General features: G+C 61.6%; 18 protein-coding genes. 5 read left to right on the top strand and 13 right to left on the bottom strand.

Going from position 1 to position 15,615, the window contains the following annotated elements:
• Positions 1-61: 61 nt before the first annotated feature.
• Together KUW00_RS00240 and KUW00_RS00235 are read left to right on the top strand one after the other, a co-directional pair.
• The gene (locus KUW00_RS00240) at positions 62-808 is read left to right on the top strand and encodes an amino acid ABC transporter ATP-binding protein (RefSeq protein WP_045991702.1); all 747 of its coding nucleotides are present in this window, start codon (positions 62-64) and stop codon (positions 806-808) included.
• A 101-nt stretch (positions 809-909) separates the two neighbouring features.
• Positions 910-2,154: a cysteine desulfurase-like protein gene (locus KUW00_RS00235; protein ID WP_222567968.1), complete on the top strand. Its 1,245-nt coding sequence runs from the start codon at positions 910-912 to the stop codon at positions 2,152-2,154.
• 138 nt (positions 2,155-2,292) lie between these two features.
• Here KUW00_RS00235 and KUW00_RS00230 read toward each other — a convergent pair whose 3' ends face one another.
• Positions 2,293-3,009: a GntR family transcriptional regulator gene (locus KUW00_RS00230; protein WP_222567967.1), complete on the bottom strand. Its 717-nt coding sequence runs from the start codon at positions 3,007-3,009 to the stop codon at positions 2,293-2,295.
• A 330-nt stretch (positions 3,010-3,339) separates the two neighbouring features.
• Between KUW00_RS00230 and KUW00_RS00225 the strand changes: the two genes are divergently transcribed.
• On the top strand, positions 3,340-4,629 hold the full coding sequence (locus KUW00_RS00225) for an aminotransferase class V-fold PLP-dependent enzyme (RefSeq protein WP_222567966.1): 1,290 nt from the start codon (positions 3,340-3,342) through the stop codon (positions 4,627-4,629).
• Between the two features lie 42 nt (positions 4,630-4,671).
• On the opposite strand, the gene KUW00_RS00220 is transcribed toward KUW00_RS00225, so the two are convergent.
• Positions 4,672-6,438 carry a SulP family inorganic anion transporter gene (locus KUW00_RS00220; RefSeq protein ID WP_222567965.1) on the bottom strand — a complete coding sequence of 589 codons (1,767 nt, stop codon included), beginning with the start codon at positions 6,436-6,438 and terminating at the stop codon, positions 4,672-4,674.
• Positions 6,439-6,552: 114 nt separating this feature from the next.
• Between KUW00_RS00220 and KUW00_RS00215 the strand changes: the two genes are divergently transcribed.
• Complete coding sequence (locus KUW00_RS00215) at positions 6,553-7,389, top strand: LysR family transcriptional regulator (RefSeq protein WP_222567964.1); 837 nt, start codon at positions 6,553-6,555, stop codon at positions 7,387-7,389.
• Positions 7,390-8,216: 827 nt separating this feature from the next.
• On the opposite strand, the gene KUW00_RS00210 is transcribed toward KUW00_RS00215, so the two are convergent.
• From KUW00_RS00210 to KUW00_RS00175, 8 genes are all read right to left on the bottom strand, one after another.
• Positions 8,217-8,636, bottom strand: a complete 420-nt coding sequence (locus tag KUW00_RS00210; RefSeq protein ID WP_231498565.1) for a c-type cytochrome — start codon at positions 8,634-8,636, stop codon at positions 8,217-8,219.
• A 31-nt stretch (positions 8,637-8,667) separates the two neighbouring features.
• Positions 8,668-9,534, bottom strand: coding sequence for a WD40/YVTN/BNR-like repeat-containing protein (locus KUW00_RS00205; RefSeq protein ID WP_035470136.1), 867 nt, complete (start codon positions 9,532-9,534; stop codon positions 8,668-8,670).
• Between the two features lie 23 nt (positions 9,535-9,557).
• Entirely contained in the window at positions 9,558-10,301 is a 744-nt protein-coding gene (locus tag KUW00_RS00200; RefSeq protein ID WP_181248616.1) for a cytochrome c biogenesis CcdA family protein, read from the bottom strand.
• A gap of 17 nt (positions 10,302-10,318) precedes the next feature.
• Complete coding sequence (locus KUW00_RS00195) at positions 10,319-10,702, bottom strand: hypothetical protein (protein WP_035414162.1); 384 nt, start codon at positions 10,700-10,702, stop codon at positions 10,319-10,321.
• Entirely contained in the window at positions 10,699-11,262 is a 564-nt protein-coding gene (locus KUW00_RS00190; RefSeq protein WP_071211088.1) for a TlpA family protein disulfide reductase, read from the bottom strand. The genes KUW00_RS00195 and KUW00_RS00190 overlap by 4 nt, the downstream gene beginning before the upstream one ends.
• Before the next feature lie 15 nt (positions 11,263-11,277).
• Positions 11,278-11,718, bottom strand: coding sequence for a DUF411 domain-containing protein (locus tag KUW00_RS00185; protein WP_035414165.1), 441 nt, complete (start codon positions 11,716-11,718; stop codon positions 11,278-11,280).
• Positions 11,719-11,782: 64 nt separating this feature from the next.
• A complete protein-coding gene (locus KUW00_RS00180; protein WP_231498566.1) occupies positions 11,783-12,478 on the bottom strand; it encodes an SCO family protein in 696 nt (231 codons plus the stop codon).
• A 73-nt stretch (positions 12,479-12,551) separates the two neighbouring features.
• Positions 12,552-12,797 (bottom strand): hypothetical protein, encoded by a 246-nt coding sequence (locus tag KUW00_RS00175; protein WP_035414167.1) that lies wholly within the window; start codon positions 12,795-12,797, stop codon positions 12,552-12,554.
• Positions 12,798-13,054: 257 nt separating this feature from the next.
• Here KUW00_RS00175 and KUW00_RS00170 point away from each other — a divergent pair, with 257 nt between their 5' ends.
• Positions 13,055-13,486 (top strand): MerR family transcriptional regulator, encoded by a 432-nt coding sequence (locus KUW00_RS00170; RefSeq protein ID WP_081919054.1) that lies wholly within the window; start codon positions 13,055-13,057, stop codon positions 13,484-13,486.
• On the opposite strand, the gene KUW00_RS00165 is transcribed toward KUW00_RS00170, so the two are convergent.
• From KUW00_RS00165 to lgt, 3 genes are read right to left on the bottom strand one after another with little or no spacing between them, the layout of a single operon-like run.
• The gene (locus KUW00_RS00165; protein WP_035470139.1) at positions 13,480-14,211 is read right to left on the bottom strand and encodes a sulfite exporter TauE/SafE family protein; all 732 of its coding nucleotides are present in this window, start codon (positions 14,209-14,211) and stop codon (positions 13,480-13,482) included. The two genes, KUW00_RS00170 and KUW00_RS00165, sit on opposite strands and share 7 nt — an antisense overlap.
• On the bottom strand, positions 14,212-14,751 hold the full coding sequence (locus tag KUW00_RS00160) for a protein-disulfide reductase DsbD domain-containing protein (protein WP_035470142.1): 540 nt from the start codon (positions 14,749-14,751) through the stop codon (positions 14,212-14,214).
• Positions 14,748-15,560: a prolipoprotein diacylglyceryl transferase gene (gene lgt / locus KUW00_RS00155; protein ID WP_035414172.1), complete on the bottom strand. Its 813-nt coding sequence runs from the start codon at positions 15,558-15,560 to the stop codon at positions 14,748-14,750. Before lgt ends, KUW00_RS00160 begins: the two co-directional genes overlap by 4 nt.
• Positions 15,561-15,615 lie beyond the last annotated feature (55 nt).

Genomic DNA, 15,615 nt, shown 5'->3' with positions numbered 1-15,615 from the left:
TGAAACCCGGACAACCCAGGGCACTACCCAGGGCACTACCCTTCCCCCGCTCGAGGCTGGTCTGCCCGAGGCGCCCAGAGCGATCATCTCGCTCGAAGGGGTCAATAAGTACTACGGCGACTTCCACGCCCTCAAGAACATCGACCTCAAGGTACGCGAAGGCGAGGTGGTGGCGATCCTCGGCCCGTCGGGCTCCGGCAAGTCGACGCTGATCCGCTGCATCAATCATCTGGAGGCCTACAGCGCCGGCGACATCTACGTCGACAGCGTGCGGGTCCAGCCCGGCCCCGAGCTGATCGAGGTGCGCAAGGACGTCGGCATGGTGTTCCAGAGCTTCAACCTGTTTCCCAACATGACGGTGCTGGAGAACGTGACCCTGGGACCGATCCGGGTGCGTGGCATGAGCCCGGGGGATGCCCAGGCGCGGGCCAAGGAGTTGCTGGAAAAGGTCGGCATCGCCGAGCAGATGTACAAGTATCCAAGCGCCCTGTCCGGCGGTCAGCAGCAGCGGGTCGGCATCGCCCGGGCGCTGGCCAATGAACCGCGCGTGTTGCTGTTCGATGAGCCCACCTCGGCGCTGGACCCGGAGATGGTCGGCGAGGTGCTCGACGTCATCAAGACCCTGGCCGGCACCGGCGTGACCATGCTGCTGGTGACCCACGAGATGGGCTTCGCCCGCCATGTCGCCGACCGGGTGATCTTTATGGAGGCTGGCCAGATCGTCGAGGAAGGCGCTCCCGAACAGATCTTCTCGGCGCCGCAGGAAGACCGAACCCGCGCCTTTTTCCAGTCGGTGCTGGCTCACTGAGTCGTGGCGCCTGTTCGACGGCTGGCTCGGCTCTTGTTTCGCCCCAGCCTTGTCTCTCGACGTCCATGTATCGCCTCTCGATCCCTATTCAAGGACTTCCCATGTCACTCGATTCATCCTCAGACGCTCGCCTTGATCTGACACACGTCAGAGCCCAGTTTCCCTCGCTTGAAAGCGACTGGGTGTTCATGGACAACGCCGGCGGCGCCCAGGTGCCGAAGATGGTGGTGGAACGCATCAGCGACTATCTGCTGGGCGACAACGTGCAGCTCGGCGCGAGCTACGCCCCCAGCCAGAATTCCAAGGCCAAGGTCGACGCCGGTCGCCAGGCGGTGGCGACGCTGGTCAATGCTCGCCACGTGGAAGAGCTGGTGTTCGGTCCCAGTTCGACCATCCAGTTCCGCCTGCTGGCCGACGCCATGGCCAGCCAGTTCGCCCCGGGCGACGAGATCATCGTCACCAACACCGACCACGAGAGCCACGTCGGCCCCTGGATGCGCCTCGAGCAGCGCGGCGTCAAGCTGCGCTTCTGGAACTGCAATCCCGAGACCCTGGAGCTGGAGCTGGATACCCTGGCGGAACTGCTCAACGAGCGCACTCGTCTGGTCTGCGTGACCCACGTCTCCAACCTGCTCGGCACCATCAATCCGATCAAGCGGATCGCTGCCATGGCCCACGACGCCGGTGCTCGCATCTGTGTCGATGGGGTGGCCTTCGCCCCCCACCGAGCCATCGACGTCCAGGACTGGGATGTCGACTACTACGGTTTCAGTCTGTACAAGGTATTCGGTCCCCACCACGCGGTGCTCTATGTGAAAAAGGAGTGCCTGCTGGAGCTGGATAATATCTACCATCACTTCTTCACGCGTGAGCAGATTCCAGGAAAGATGGAGCCGGGAAATCCCAACTACGAGCTGACCTACGCCGCGACCGGTATCCTGGATTATCTGACCTCGCTGACGGGCGATAATGGTGAAGGTGACAAGCGGAAAAAGCTGGAAATATCCTTCGATGCCATCGCCAATCATGAAGCGATATTGAGCAAGAAACTGCTCGATTATCTCTCTGGAAAAGAAGGCGTTCGCATCATCGGAAGGCGGGATGCCGATATCGAACATCGCGTCGCGACCATCAGCTTTACTGTGGAAGGGCATCAGTCTGACGAGATCGTGCGCAAGATCGACGAGGCCAAGGTAGGAATCCGCTACGGCGACTTCTACGCCCGCCGCCTGACCGAGGACCTCGGTCTGATGGACATCCAGGGCGTGGTGCGGGTGTCCATGGTGCATTACAACACCGAGGCCGAGGTGGATCGACTGATCGAGGCGCTGGACGCAGCGCTCTGAGGGTGTGGGCCAGAAGCTGACAATGACGTCGTGGAAATGCACAAAAGGGGCTTCTGGCCCCTTTTCTGCTACGCATGTCCCATGCTCAGGGCCGGCCTTGTCTCCTGCTTACGCGGGTTTTTCGGTATGGCCGGCCCTTTAGCCCAGCGGATCGTCGATGTCGATATCGTAGATGTTGGCCTCGGCGCGGCGGCGCTCGGACAGGTCCAGGCTGTAGAAGATGTGGCGACAGTGCTCCATCATCGACGCGGCGGCGCCCTCGGCGTCGCGCTTCTCGATCAGGTCGACCAGGGACTGGTGCTCGTGGGTCAGGCACAGCACACCGGTTGAGCGTTCGTAGAGCGACTGGATGATACAGAAGCGTCGAATGATCGGACGCACGATGGCGATCAGCTCGTCGTTGCCGGTCAGCTCTGCCAGCATCAGGTGAAAGTCGCCGGAGATGCGATTGACGCTGGGTTGGTGCTCCTCGAACACCCGATGCTCCAGCGCCAGGTGGTGGCGCAGGGTGGCGATGCCTTCGGCGTCGATGCGCTCGCAGGCGATCCGCGCTACCGCAGCCTCGATATGCAGCCGTGTCTCGAAGATATCGTAGGCTTCCTTCACCGACGGCAGCGAGACGAAGGCGCCCCGGTGCATCTCGAAGCGAACCAGGCGTTCCGCCGTCAGCCGGTTCAGCGCGCGACGTACCCGGCTACGTGGCGTCTTGAAGGCGCTGGCGAGCTTGGCCTCGTTCAAACGCTCGCCAGGACGCAGACGCTTGTCGATCAGGGCGTCGACGATGCGATCATAGACGAGCTCCTCGGCCAGGGCTTCCGGCTTGGATGGTGCAGCGGAGGTGGCGTCACTCGTCATGGCATTGTCTCGCCAGAAGGCTCGCCCATCATCAGGGAAAAATCACCGGGATGGTTGAGCATTGTGAAAGGTGAAATAGCGTCAATTTACGGCCGTCGTGCAAGGGACAGATTATCACGATGTCGCTCGAACGGTAACGTTGGATCGACCAAAGTTCAGGCGCCCAGTGTGCTGCATTTTTGCCATCCGGTCAGCCAGGGCGTACTACTATGAGCAAGCTTCTCGATAACTCCGGACGAACCAGGAAGGATCGGGTAGCGTCCCTTGCCTCGTTCTGGCGCCCGGCTGGGGGTGAGGTTCGCTGTTCCGCTGCCACCAAGGACCGATCAGATGCACACATTGAAGCCTTCCAGCAAGGCCAGCGTGGCGGTATTTGACGACGCCCTGATGAGTCAGGTGCGCGCTCGCTTTCACCACGTCGACCGCTGCCCCTACACCGGCCCCCGGATATTCTTCGAAAACGCCGGCGGTTCCCTGACGCTAAAGGCCGTGGTGGCGCGCATGGCCGAGGTTGCAGCACTACCGGACAACGAGCATCGCGACAACGACGCTTCCCGGGCCATTTCGTGCATGATCGATGACGGTCGCGATGCCATGGCCAGCCTGCTGGGGGTGGAGGACGGCACCGTGTTTGGCGGCGAGACCGGGACCGAGTGCCTGTTCCGGGTGATTCGCGCCGCCGCCAATGCCGCGCCAGCGGGGGGCAACATCGTTGCTTGTGAGCTCGAGCATCCCGCCACCTTTGATGCCACCGCGCAGTGGGCGAGGCGCACCGGCAGGCAGCGGCTGACGGTGCCCTTCGATCCGCATCAGGGGCGCGCCACCGCCGAGGACTATGCCCGCGTCGTGACGCCAGAGACCCGCGTGGCCACCATTTTGCACACCAGCCCGGTGACCGGCATGACCCAGGACGTGGCCGCCATCACCGAGGCGATTCGCGCCATCGCACCGGACTGCTACACCATCGTCGATGGCATCCAGCATGCCCCCCATGGTGCCCTGGCGGTATCGCACTACGGCGTCGATGCCTACGCGGTGTCGCTGTACAAGGTGTTCTGCCCGTTCAACGACGGCTACGCTTGGGTCTCGCCGCGACTGGGTTGCGCCGATCACGACCGCCTGGCGGGCAAGCCGGAAGACGCCTGGGAGCTCGGTAGCCGCGATCCTGCCGCCTGGGCCGGCGCCCACGAGATGGTCCGCTATCTCGAGTGGCTGGGAGGACACTTCACCGAGGAAACTGGCCGCCGGCAGCGGCTGCTGGCCGCCGGCCAGGCCATGCATGATCAGGAGGCGGCGCTGATGGGTCGGCTGATTGATGGCGCCGATGGTGTCACCGGACTCAGGGACCTGCCCGGCGTGACTCTGATCGGCGAGGCGGATTCGCCCTGGCGGGAGGGGGCGGTCTCGTTTTGCGTGAAGGACCGAGACGCACTGGAGATCGTCGCCGAGCTTGGCGAGCGTGGTATCCGCGTCCACGCCCGCAAGGACGACGCCTACTCCGGCAATATTCTGCGCCCCCTGGGCTTGCCCTCGGTCACCCGGGTGTCATTGGCCCACTACAACACCCCACTCGAAGTGGACGCCTGTCTGGCGGCGCTGAAGGACGTCCTCGGAGCCTGAATCTGGCGGCCCCGCCGAATTGCCCATTCCGGGCGCCGCTGATCAGACCTGGCTTGCCAGGACACCGTGTTCAGGAGATGGCTTCGACGCGCACTCGCCGAAGACACGCTTGGCGCAGCCCTGGCAGACGTCTGGGTTCAGAACCGGCGTAATCGAGGCAATGGCCGCCTCGGGATTTTCGAAAAAGCGAGCTTCGCCGATTCTCTTCAGATCCCCGCGACGGCGCAGCTCATCCATCACCGTGCCCTTGAGCGAGCTGATCATCAGCTCGCCCCCCTGGTCCGTCAGGCGCCGGACCTCCTGCAGCAGCATCTCCACGCCCGCCGTATCGATGAAGTTGATGCCCTTGCCGATGATCAGCGCACGGGAGCCCGGCTCTGCGGTGAAGGCGCGAAGACGACGTTGCACGTGGTCGGTGGCGCCGAAGAACAGCGAGCCGTCGATGCGCAGAATCTTGAGCTGTGGGCACTGCTCGAGCTGGTAGCGCCTGACGTTGCGGATGATCCGCCGGGGATGATCCTGGCGCGGCGCCACTTCCAGCACGGTGGGACGAGAGGTGCGCTTTAGATAGAGCACCAGTGACAGCAGCACGCCGATATAGATGGCGAACTCCAGTGCCACCAGCAGGGTAGCGGAGACGGTAGCGACCAGCACCATCGCCTCGTGGCGACTGACGCGTACCAGATGGACGATGTGCTGGACGTCGATCAGGTTCCAGGCGATCAACAGGATGCCTCCAGCCATGGCGGGTAGCGGCAGGTAGGCGGTGATGCCCGGGGCGAAGATCAGGATCAGCGATAGCAGCAGGGCGGCGAACACCGAGGCCAGCGGAGTGCGGGCGCCTGCGTCGTAGTTGGCACCGGAGCGGGTGAAGGAGCCCGAACTGGCGTAGCAGGAGAAGAACCCCCCCACGATATTGGACAGGCCCTGGCCGATGAATTCCTGATTGCCGTCGATCACCTGACGCGAGCGCAGGGCAATGGCGCGGGCGATGGATACCGCTTCGATCAGCCCCAGCAGGGCAATGGCGAAGGCGCCGGAGGTCAGCACGCGCAGGCTGTCCGGCGTCAGTTCGGGCAGCGTAACGGGTGGCAGGGTCCCGGGCAGGGCGCCGACCAGCGCCACACCGTGGGCGGCGCCATCCATCAACCAGCAGGCCAGGCTGCCGGCGGCCAGGCCCAGCAGCAGGTGAGGACTACGACGATGGAGGCGTCGTGCTACCAGCGAGGTGATCAGCGAGATCAGCCCGATGGCCAATGCGTAGAGGTTGATATCCGGCAGCGCCCGGAACAGCGCTGACAGCTCGGCCAGGAATCCCTGAGCGTCGATGGACACGCCAAGCAGGTGCTCCATCTGACTGGTGGCGATCAGGATGGCCGCACCAGAAGTGAAGCCGATGACCACCGTGTGGGAGATGAAACTCACCAGATTGCCGAGGCGCAAGAGCCCCATGGCCAGCTGGATCAGTCCGACCAGGAGCGTGATGGTCAGCGCCGCTCCAAGGTATTGGTCGGGTGTCAGCGTGCCGAGGCCACCGATCACGCTGGCCAGCACGATGGAGAGCGCCGCAGTGGGGCCGGAAATCATATGCCAGGAACTGCCGAACAGCGCGGCCACCGTGGCCGCGACGATCGCCGTGTAGAGCCCGACCTCCGGTGGCAGTCCGGCGATGAAGGCATAGGCCACACCCTGTGGCAGTACCAGGATGGCACCGGTAAGGCCCGCCATCATGTCCGCCGACAGGGTGCGGCGGTCGAGGCCACGTCCCCAGCGCAGGAAGGGCAGATAACGCTTGGGGGACGACGCCATGGCGGAACCTCAGGTGGGCAGAAGTAGGGGGTCGGGCAAGCCTAGAGAAATGCGGGTATCCTGAAAAACAAAATTTTTTGCGCTTCACGAACAAAAAAACCGCATAGGTGAGCCGTGGATACCCAACTGCTGAAGACCTTTCTCGAGGTCAGCCGGCTGCGCAATTTCGGCAAGGCCGCAGAGAGCCTCTGTGTCTCGCCCTCGACAGTCAGCGCACGCATTCGTCAACTCGAGACGCAGCTGGGGTTGTCGCTGTTCAGCCGCGGCCATCACCACATCGGTTTGACCCCGGCCGGCGAGCGCATGGAGCGCCACGCCCGCTTTCTGCTCGACGCCTGGGAGCGAGCCTACGAGGACACCGCCCTGAGCGAGCGGCACCAGCGGCGGCTGGTGGTGGCGGGGGGCGCCAGCCTCTGGGATATCTTCCTGCAGGACTGGCTCGCCACCATCTACCGCGCCTACCCGACCCTGGGTGTTCGCGCCGAAGAGAGCACCCCGCTGCGCGTGGTCGAGAAGCTGGAGCGCAACATGGTCGACGTCGGCTTCCTCTACGACACCCCGCGCATCAGTGGCGTCGGGGTCGAGGAGGTGGCGACCATCCCGCTGGTGATGGTCTCAAGCCAGCCGGATAGAAGCGCCGAGCAGGCGGTGGGCGAAGGCTACATCCGGGTCGAGTGGGGCACGGCGTTTGCCAGCATCCACGAGAGCAGCTTTCCGCAGCGCCAACTGGCGCGAGGCAGGGTCAACAGCGGCCGCATCGCCCTCGGCCTGCTGCTTGAGTGTGGCGGCGCCGCCTACCTGCCGCAGGACATCGTCGCCCCCTGGTGTGACCGGCAGCGGCTGTTCGTGGTCAAGGACGCGCCCGTCATCGAGCTAAAGGCCTATGTGGCCTACCACTGGCACGGCGAGCACCGCGAATTGATCGGCGAGTTGATCGAGCATCTGGGGTGATCTGCTATGGAGTCTGTGTTGCTTGCGCAGGTCGCTGCGTCATCGTGCCTGGTGTCTTGGCATCATCACCCTGTCGGATCATCGAACCATGACCATCCGGTTCTCCAAAAACCGCTGGAACACGGTTGAGCCAAGTCGCCCCTACCCACACTGATCGACTTGGAAAAACGGTGGATACAAAAAGCGAAAAGTCCCAGTGAAACCACCGAGGCTGTAGCGCCGACCGGGAACTCCCAATCCACTTGATTCACAGTCAAGTGGATGCGCTAACCAGGGTCAAGGCGTCTTCTGTGCTGAATGCTCGGCTGGCCTTGGCGGATACAGCGGCCCTCACTCAATATTCTGAATCTGAAGATGTAATTTGATGTATTTTTTATTTATAAAACAGTTGGTTAGTTTTATTTTATGCATAGTTTTTTATTTGTTCCTACCCATCTTACTCCCCATCTGGTAGGAGAGAGACAGTCCTAGCTGAGAGCAAATGCAAACCTACCACAATCAGCTCAAGGTGACGCTCTCGCAGGGGGCTTCGTGCGTGCGATGAAATGTCCACCACCTCTGGGCTGGTATTGAGAGTAATGTCAGCAGCGTAGTGGTGAAAATGCCGCTACTGACCTTGGGGGCGTGCATGATGTCCTGTTCAAGGCTTCCCAGACACCGTTCGCTGCGGGGAACCTTCTTCTTGTTCTGTTGCTGAGCCTGAGCGACAGAAATCTGCTTCATCGGTTGGCTTTGGTCAGACAGTGGCAAGAAAGCCAGGTTTTACCCTGCGGTTGACTCTCCGTCAGCTGCGGAGGTGTTTACGCAGCGCTTCCCTAGCCCCACAGCTACTCACTCTGCGACGGAAATGGGGCTCCCTCGCTTTCTTCCGCCTGATGACGTCGTTGCTCCGGCGTCCATAACGTCTTGAGATAGTTCACCACGGAGCGGATCTCGGCGGGGGTCAGGACATTCTCGAAGGCCGGCATCGTCAGTCGCTCGGTCTTGTTCCAGGGGTCGCGCCATCCCTCGGCGATGATCCGGTAGAGCATCGCATCGGAGTGTTTCCAGGTATGCCCCTCCGGCCCGTGAGGGGGAGCGGGCAATTCGCCCTGGGCATTCTGGTGCTCCCAGTTCGGCTGGCCCTCGCCCTCGCTGCCGTGGCAGCTGGCACAGTACTGCTGGTAGATCCTTTCTCCCTCTTCCAGCCGAGAGGTATCGCGCGAAGAGGGGCCACCCCCCGCCATGGCCTGCCCGGCGGCACTCATCAGCAGCCACGTTGTGACGAGGATCCAGAGCTTACGCATCGGGGGGTGTCCAGGTTTGGCCCTGATCTTCGCTGCGCATGAGCTCCCCCTCGCGATCCAGGGCATAGAGCGTTCCCTGCGGCGCAAGCGTAAGCGTGACGAACGTCGGGCCATCACCCTTTACTTGCTGCCACTCCTGGCCGCCATTGTCGCTGCGCCACAGGCCTTGCTCCGTGGCCACATAGACGTGTTCGGGATCGTCGAGCTTGTAGGCCAGATCATAGACTCTGCCGGCATCGAGCTCCCCGGTCGGTCGCCAGCCGCAGAAGCAATCCATCGACAGGCGAACCGCATCGTCGGACACCGCATAGAGCCAGCCAGTCTGCATGCTCCCCTCCATATCGGAGTGGATGAGCCGGCGAACGGGTTGGGCAGGACCGCTATCCATCTTCTTCCAGGTCGTGCCGGCATCCTCACTCTGGTAGAGGCCGTCGTCGGCAATCACCACATAGAGTGTCTCGGGCTGATGGCGGTGCACGTCCAAGGCGGTAACGTCCTGGTTAGGCAAGCCATCGTTGAGTTCCTGCCAGGTTTCTCCATGATCGGTGCTGCGCTGCACCCCGATCGAGGGGCCGGCGATATAGAGGGCCTGTTCGGCTGTTGCCGGTTCCGATACCGTTACCAACCGTCCCTCCGCTACTTCGTCGGGCAAGGGAATCATCGTCCAGGCCGCCCCGCCATCCGTGCTTTCGAAAAGCTGGTTGGCCTGTACTTTGAGCAGCCGTTCGCCTGTTTGGTCATAACTCAGCGACGGCAATGCCTCCTCGGCGGCCCCGGCCATACTGACGAAGCTCAGACTGGCCATGACCCAGCTCGTCAGTGACAGGGCACGCCAGAAGCGACCCGTGATTTTGTTCATTGCAATATTTCCTCGAATAATGGCTAGCCGATGCTGCCTAGCGCCGGAAAGGTGCGCAATAACCAATAGGACAGCTCGGTCAGTTTGCCGGTGATCATCAAGATGCCCATCAGGATCATGATCAGCCCGGCCGCCAGATGCATGACTCGGCCCCAGCGGCGCAGGAATGGCTGGTGGTGCAGGAAGCGATCGAGCGACACCGCCGTCAACAGAAAGGGCACCCCCAGGCCCAGCGAATAGATGCCGAGCAACGCCATTCCGCTCGAGGCATTGGCCGTCGAGGCGCTGACGGTCAGAATGGCGCCCAGGATCGGGCCGATGCAGGGGGTCCAGCCGAAGGCGAACGCCACACCTAGGAGGTAGGCCGCACCAGGCCCCCCGCCCGCTTCCTTGAGGCGGCCGATCAACCGCCATTCCCGCTGTAACCAGTGCAGCGGAATGAGCCCGGTCATGAAGGCACCGAACAGGATGACGATGAGACTGCCGACCAGGTTCGCCTCCTGGCGATAGATCAGCAGCAGACGCCCGATGGCCGTGGCACTGGCGCCCAGCATCAGGAATATCGTGGTGAACCCGAGCACGAACCAGATCGACTGGGTTAACACCCGGAGTCGCTCCCGTCGATCCGCTTCCCGTATCTGCCCCAGCGAGCGCCCGGCGACGAAGGAGAGATAGCCAGGCACGAGCGGTAAGACACAGGGCGAAGCGAACGAGATCAGGCCCGCCAGAAAGGCCGTCGCCAGGCCGATATTGGCAAGCTCCAGCATCCTCCCCTATCCCGCGGCTAGGCTTGGAGCTTGGATATGGGCCGCTCGGACGGCACCTGGTGATTCGCCGCTTGGCGATTGGCGGATGTCGTCTCCGTGGGTACCGCGGTAGAGGCTTCCACCCCGGCTTGTGTATCAGTGACTTCGTCCTGGTCGGTCGACTTGTTTGTCTTGTCCTTGCATTTCATCATGCACAGTCCTAATCCGCACATGACAAGGCAAGGCAAGAGGCTCACCAAGAGAGGCGCGAGCCCAAGCAGGACCAACTGATCCCAGCCCATGGCAAGACCACCAGCCACCGCCACAGCGCCCAGCAGCATCCAGCGGCGTGGGCCTGTTACCAGGCCTTTCAGTCCGGCTTTCTCTTGGCCCTTTTGGGGCTTGTCGTCACAGCAACTCATGGCGCGTCCTCCTGGGTGGTTTCTATGGTTTCGGCAAGAAAGTCGATCATTTCAGGGGTATCCCACTCGGCCTCCCCGACCAGGCGTCCGATCTCCCTGCCCTGGCGGTCGAGCAGAAGCGTCGTGGGAATACCCACGGCACTGAGGTTCGCGCTGGCCATGCCGGTTGGATCGACGTAGGGAGCGAGATGCTCGATCCCCACCTCCTGATAGAATTCGTTGACGACCTCGATGCCTTTGCGATCGATCGAGAGTGCGACGACCTCGAAATCTGTCCCACCCAATTCAGCCTGGAGGGCATCCAGGGTGGGCATTTCCTCGCGGCAAGGGCCACACCATGTCGCCCAGATGTTGAGCAGGATCAGCTTTCCTCCGAAGGTGGTCAGCGTCAGCGGAGTACCGTCGCCAGCCTCGAAGCTGATTTCCGACACCTCGCGTGGGCTTTCCCAGAGAAGAAACCCATTCGGCCCCACACGTTTGGGTGGTTCGGCGACGGCCAAAGAAGTGATCATTCCCCACAATGCCACCGCTACCCAACTGGTCCCGATCAGTTGTCTCATCACCAAGGCTCACCTTCAGTGGGTGGCGTAAACTTCAGGGGTATCGGTCGGCTGAAAGGCCAGGGTGTAAACCTCCAGTGGGCCCTGTTTCTCGCCCGACATCCCCGGTGAGCCAAGTGGCATTCCGGGTACGCTCAGGCCTTTGATGAAAGGTTTCTCTTCGAGTACCTGGGTGACGCTTTCCACGGGTACGTGGCCCTCGAAGACATAGTTGTCGATGAGCGTGGTATGGCAACCCTGCAGTTTCTCGGAAACATCGTGTTCGGCTTTCATCTTCGCGAGATCGTGAGTATCGATTGTCTCCACTTCGAACCCGTTTCGTTCGAGATACTTGGCATATTCGGCGCAACAGCCACAGTTGGGGTTCTTGTAGAGGGTTGCCGACGTCTCGGCTGCCAACCCTGTCAGGGGGAAGGTCAATAGAGAAGCGATGGTCAGCGCTTTCCAGTGTTTCATACGCTAAGGCTCCATAGAGTTCACGAGAACGTTCGGCAGCGAGGCCGGCTATACTCTCGCGGCATTAATCGAAGGTGTTGACGACAGTATGGCGAATGCGATCCCACACACCGGTGGATAATGTCTCTGGTCCTTCTGCCAACACCTTTACATAGGAAACTAGGTGCTCCGGATCGAATTTGAGCCCATGAAAGCGGGCCCGTATCCGTCCTGATTGGTCGATGACATGAGTCACAACGCCATGCGCCTGGACGCCCTCGGCCACATCGTCGAATTTCAGACCGTAGGCTTCCGCGACCTGGCGTGTGGTGTCGACAAACTCATTTTCGCTTCGATAAAGAAACCGCCAGTTGGCGGGGTCCAGATCGAAATTTTCACCGTAGGCCCGCATGTTGTTGTGCGTGCCGGCAAAGTCCTCGCTGTCGGTAGCGATGGTGATAAATTCAACATCATCTCGTAGGCCGGTATCGTTGACTCGCTCTTGCACCTCGGCAATCAGGTTCATGTGCACCGGGCAGGCTTCCTGGCAGCGGGTGTAGATAAAATTGAGCACCACGACGCGACCTTCCAGGTCGGAAGATGCCACGATGTTGCCCTCAACACCGGCCAGGGAAAAAGTCGGGGCCGGCTGGTCGACAAACTGGGCGTAGCGTTCCCGCTCTTGCAACTCTGCCTCGGCATCTTCAAGGGAATGAGCAAAGGACGAAGCACTTGCCACCAGCCAGAGAATGGCTAATGGAGCATAGATGCATTTACGCAAATGCTGTTCTCCCCTCGCTCCACTAAAATGTAAATGGCTGCTCCTCTGCGGAGCAGCCCCTGGCGATCTCACGTCAGGCGTTACTGTCGGTTTCATGACCCTGTTGCATTTTATCCATCATGGCATTGCATTTTTCCATCATGGTATTCATGTCACTCATCATCCCCATCATGCCACCTTCTTGCATCATGTCCCCATGCATGCCCTTGCCCTCCATTGGCTCCTGCTGCGGATCTTCCTGTGCAAGGAGCGAGCCGGTCCCGAAGGCACTGGTGGCGATGATAGCGACAGTCAGGACTGCAGTGTGACGTTTCCGCATGACACTCTCCTCGATCTTCTTGGGACTCACCTTTCCACCAGCAAGGCTGATGGCACGGCTTGGCTTTGATTTCCACCCTGCAGCAGCGCTGCTTCTTGGAAAGGTATCCTTGAAGCCTACTTCAAGGTCAAGCCCTTATTTTTTGGCGTTTCCGCGTCATGCGGGCGGCCACCCATTGAGCGCTATAACCAGGCCTTGACCTTTGGGCGGCCTCACGGTTGTAGGCTGACTGAAACTGAGTAGGTAAGGAAAAGGCAATGCGAGTCACTGAACTGGCTCGGGCTGGTGGGGTCACTGCGGAAACGGTACGTCACTACACACGTGAGGGGTTGTTACGACCGCAACGGGACCCGCGCAACGGCTATCAACTCTATGACGAGGAGGCACTGGGTCGCCTGCGCCTCATTGATTGCCTTCGCTCGTTGGGAGTCGGCCTCCCAGAAATCAAGCAGATATTGACCTGGGCGGACCAAGACAGCCCTCCGGTTGTTGATAGGCACACGCCGCTGGCTGAACAAGGGCGCCACATTTGCATGAGGATTCAAGAACTTCAGGCGATAGCGCGATGGCTGGATAGCATCGGCCACGATGATGGTCCCGAGGCCCCTAGCCTGAAGCAACTGATCGAATCGCTGGGATCGGAGCAACCGGCCATCGTCACGGATGGTCCGCGCATTGGCCATCAGTGATGCGACGGCGCCATGCTGGCCATATCGTCCATGCCGGTCATGGAGTGCAGATGCCAGAGTTGCCAGACGGCAAACGCTATGATCAGCAACGCCGCCAGCGTGCGGGTCGCTGGATGGCGAATCCATAGCGAGACGCGGCGGGCTGCCATACCGGTCGCCAGGACGACGGGCAGGGTGCCGAGCCCGAAGGCCCCCATCATCGTCGCGGCGCGTAGCGGCTCGGCCACGGCCAGACTCCAGGCCAGCATTGAATAGATCAGCCCGCAGGGCATCCAGCCCCAGATCGAGCCCAGCGCGAAGGCCTGGGGCACCTTCACGACGGGCATCAAGCCTCGACCAAGCGGTTCGATACGCCGCCACAGCGAGCGACCCAGGGCTTCGACACGTAGCAACCCCTTCCACCAGTTGGCGATATACAGCGCCATCAGAATCAGCATGACCGCCGCCAGGATACGCAGCACCATGGCGATGCCGTCCAGGGCATGGTTGAGCACGGAACCGAGCAGCGCCACCAGGGCACCGGCGAGCATGTAGCTGGTGATGCGGCCCAGGTTGTAGCCGAGCAGGAGGCCCGCCAGGCGGCTCGGCTGCCGCATGCTGGGGGGCACGGCAAAGGTCAGGGCACTCATGATCCCGCCACACATGCCGATGCAGTGCGCCCCTCCGAGCAGGCCGAAGACGAAAGCCGCCGCCAATGGCGGTAGGCTCAGGCCGGTGGGATCCATTCAAGGCGCTCTATTTTCGCTATCCCCAGTACCACGAGGAGGAGAATCGAAGGCTGCCGGAGGCGACCCGTGAAGCGCGTCGAGCTCGACCTGCTCGGGTGGATAGCAAAGTCCCCGATCGGAGCAGCCCTGAAAGGTCACCGTGATGGCCAGCGGCCCGGTAGCGGCATCGCTCGCCTCGATGGGCGCACTAAATACCACCTGGTCATAGAACACCTCGATCTCCCCCAGAGACGCGTGCACCATGGGTTCGCCGGGGGGAATTGCCAGCTCACCGAAGCTGACGTCCGCGTCGCGGCTGTCCAGGGCGAATTGGTGGCGATGGAGGTAATAGTCCTCGGCATTGAGGAAGCCGACATAGAGCCGTTCATCGTCTCGCCAGGCGCTAGCCCGGAAGGCTTCATCGGCCGGCAGGAATTCCCGTTGAGCCGAGTTACTGAAGGTGGAGCCTTTGCCACCGCCCACGGGAAACTCTCCACGGGCCGCTACGGGTGTAGCGACGAACAGCAGCACCAGTAGAAAAGCGAAGGCCGTGTTCATGAGGTCGCCGCCGCCTTCGCCCTATCCACTGGCTGACGCCTCGACCAGATGACCAGGGCCAGCCCCGCAATGAGCATCGGTAAGGTCAACAGTTGCCCCATGGTCAGCCAGCCGAAGGCGATGAACCCCAGTTGGGGGTCGGGCAGGCGCACGAACTCCACGCCGAAGCGGAAGGTGCCATAAAGCACCAGGAACAACCCCGAGATGAGCCCTCGCTGGCGCGGTCGGCGCGACAACCACCACAGCACGGCAAACAGTACTACCCCTTCCAGGGCGAACTCGTAGAGCGCTGAAGGGTGGCGCGGCTCCGGCCCCAGCCCCATCATGGGAGGGAAGACCATCGCCCAAGGGATATCGCTGACCCTTCCCGGCAACTCGTGATTGATGAAGTTGCCGAGGCGCCCGGCACCCAGGCCGATCGGCACTAGCGGGGCGATGAAATCGGTCAACTGAAAGAAGGCCAGGCGGTGCTTGCGGGCAAACAGCCATGCCGCGAGCAACACACCGGCCAGGCCGCCATGAAAGCTCATGCCGCCGTCCCAGATTCTGAAGAGCCACAGTGGGTTGGCCAGCAGTTGCTCGAGCCCGTAGAACAGCGCATAGCCCAGACGACCACCGAGGATGATCCCCATGGCACCGTAAAAGATCAGATCGCCGATATCATCGTGATTCAGGTCCAGGCGGTGGGCACGACGACGCCCCAGCCACCAGGCGGCGACCAGCCCGACTACGTACATCAGGCCGTACCAGTGAATCTGTACTGGCCCCAGAGAAATGGCCACGGGATCAATCTGAGGATATTGCAGCATAAGCCTTCCTTATCTGACCGTTACCGGCCGCGTTATCAATAAAAGTAACTTTCAG

It is taken from the genome of Halomonas sp. DP5N14-9, from assembly GCF_019802175.1.
Lineage (GTDB): Bacteria > Pseudomonadota > Gammaproteobacteria > Pseudomonadales > Halomonadaceae > Halomonas > Halomonas litopenaei.
Note: the sequence above shows the minus strand (reverse complement) of the source record. Positions and strands in the feature narration are given on the sequence as shown.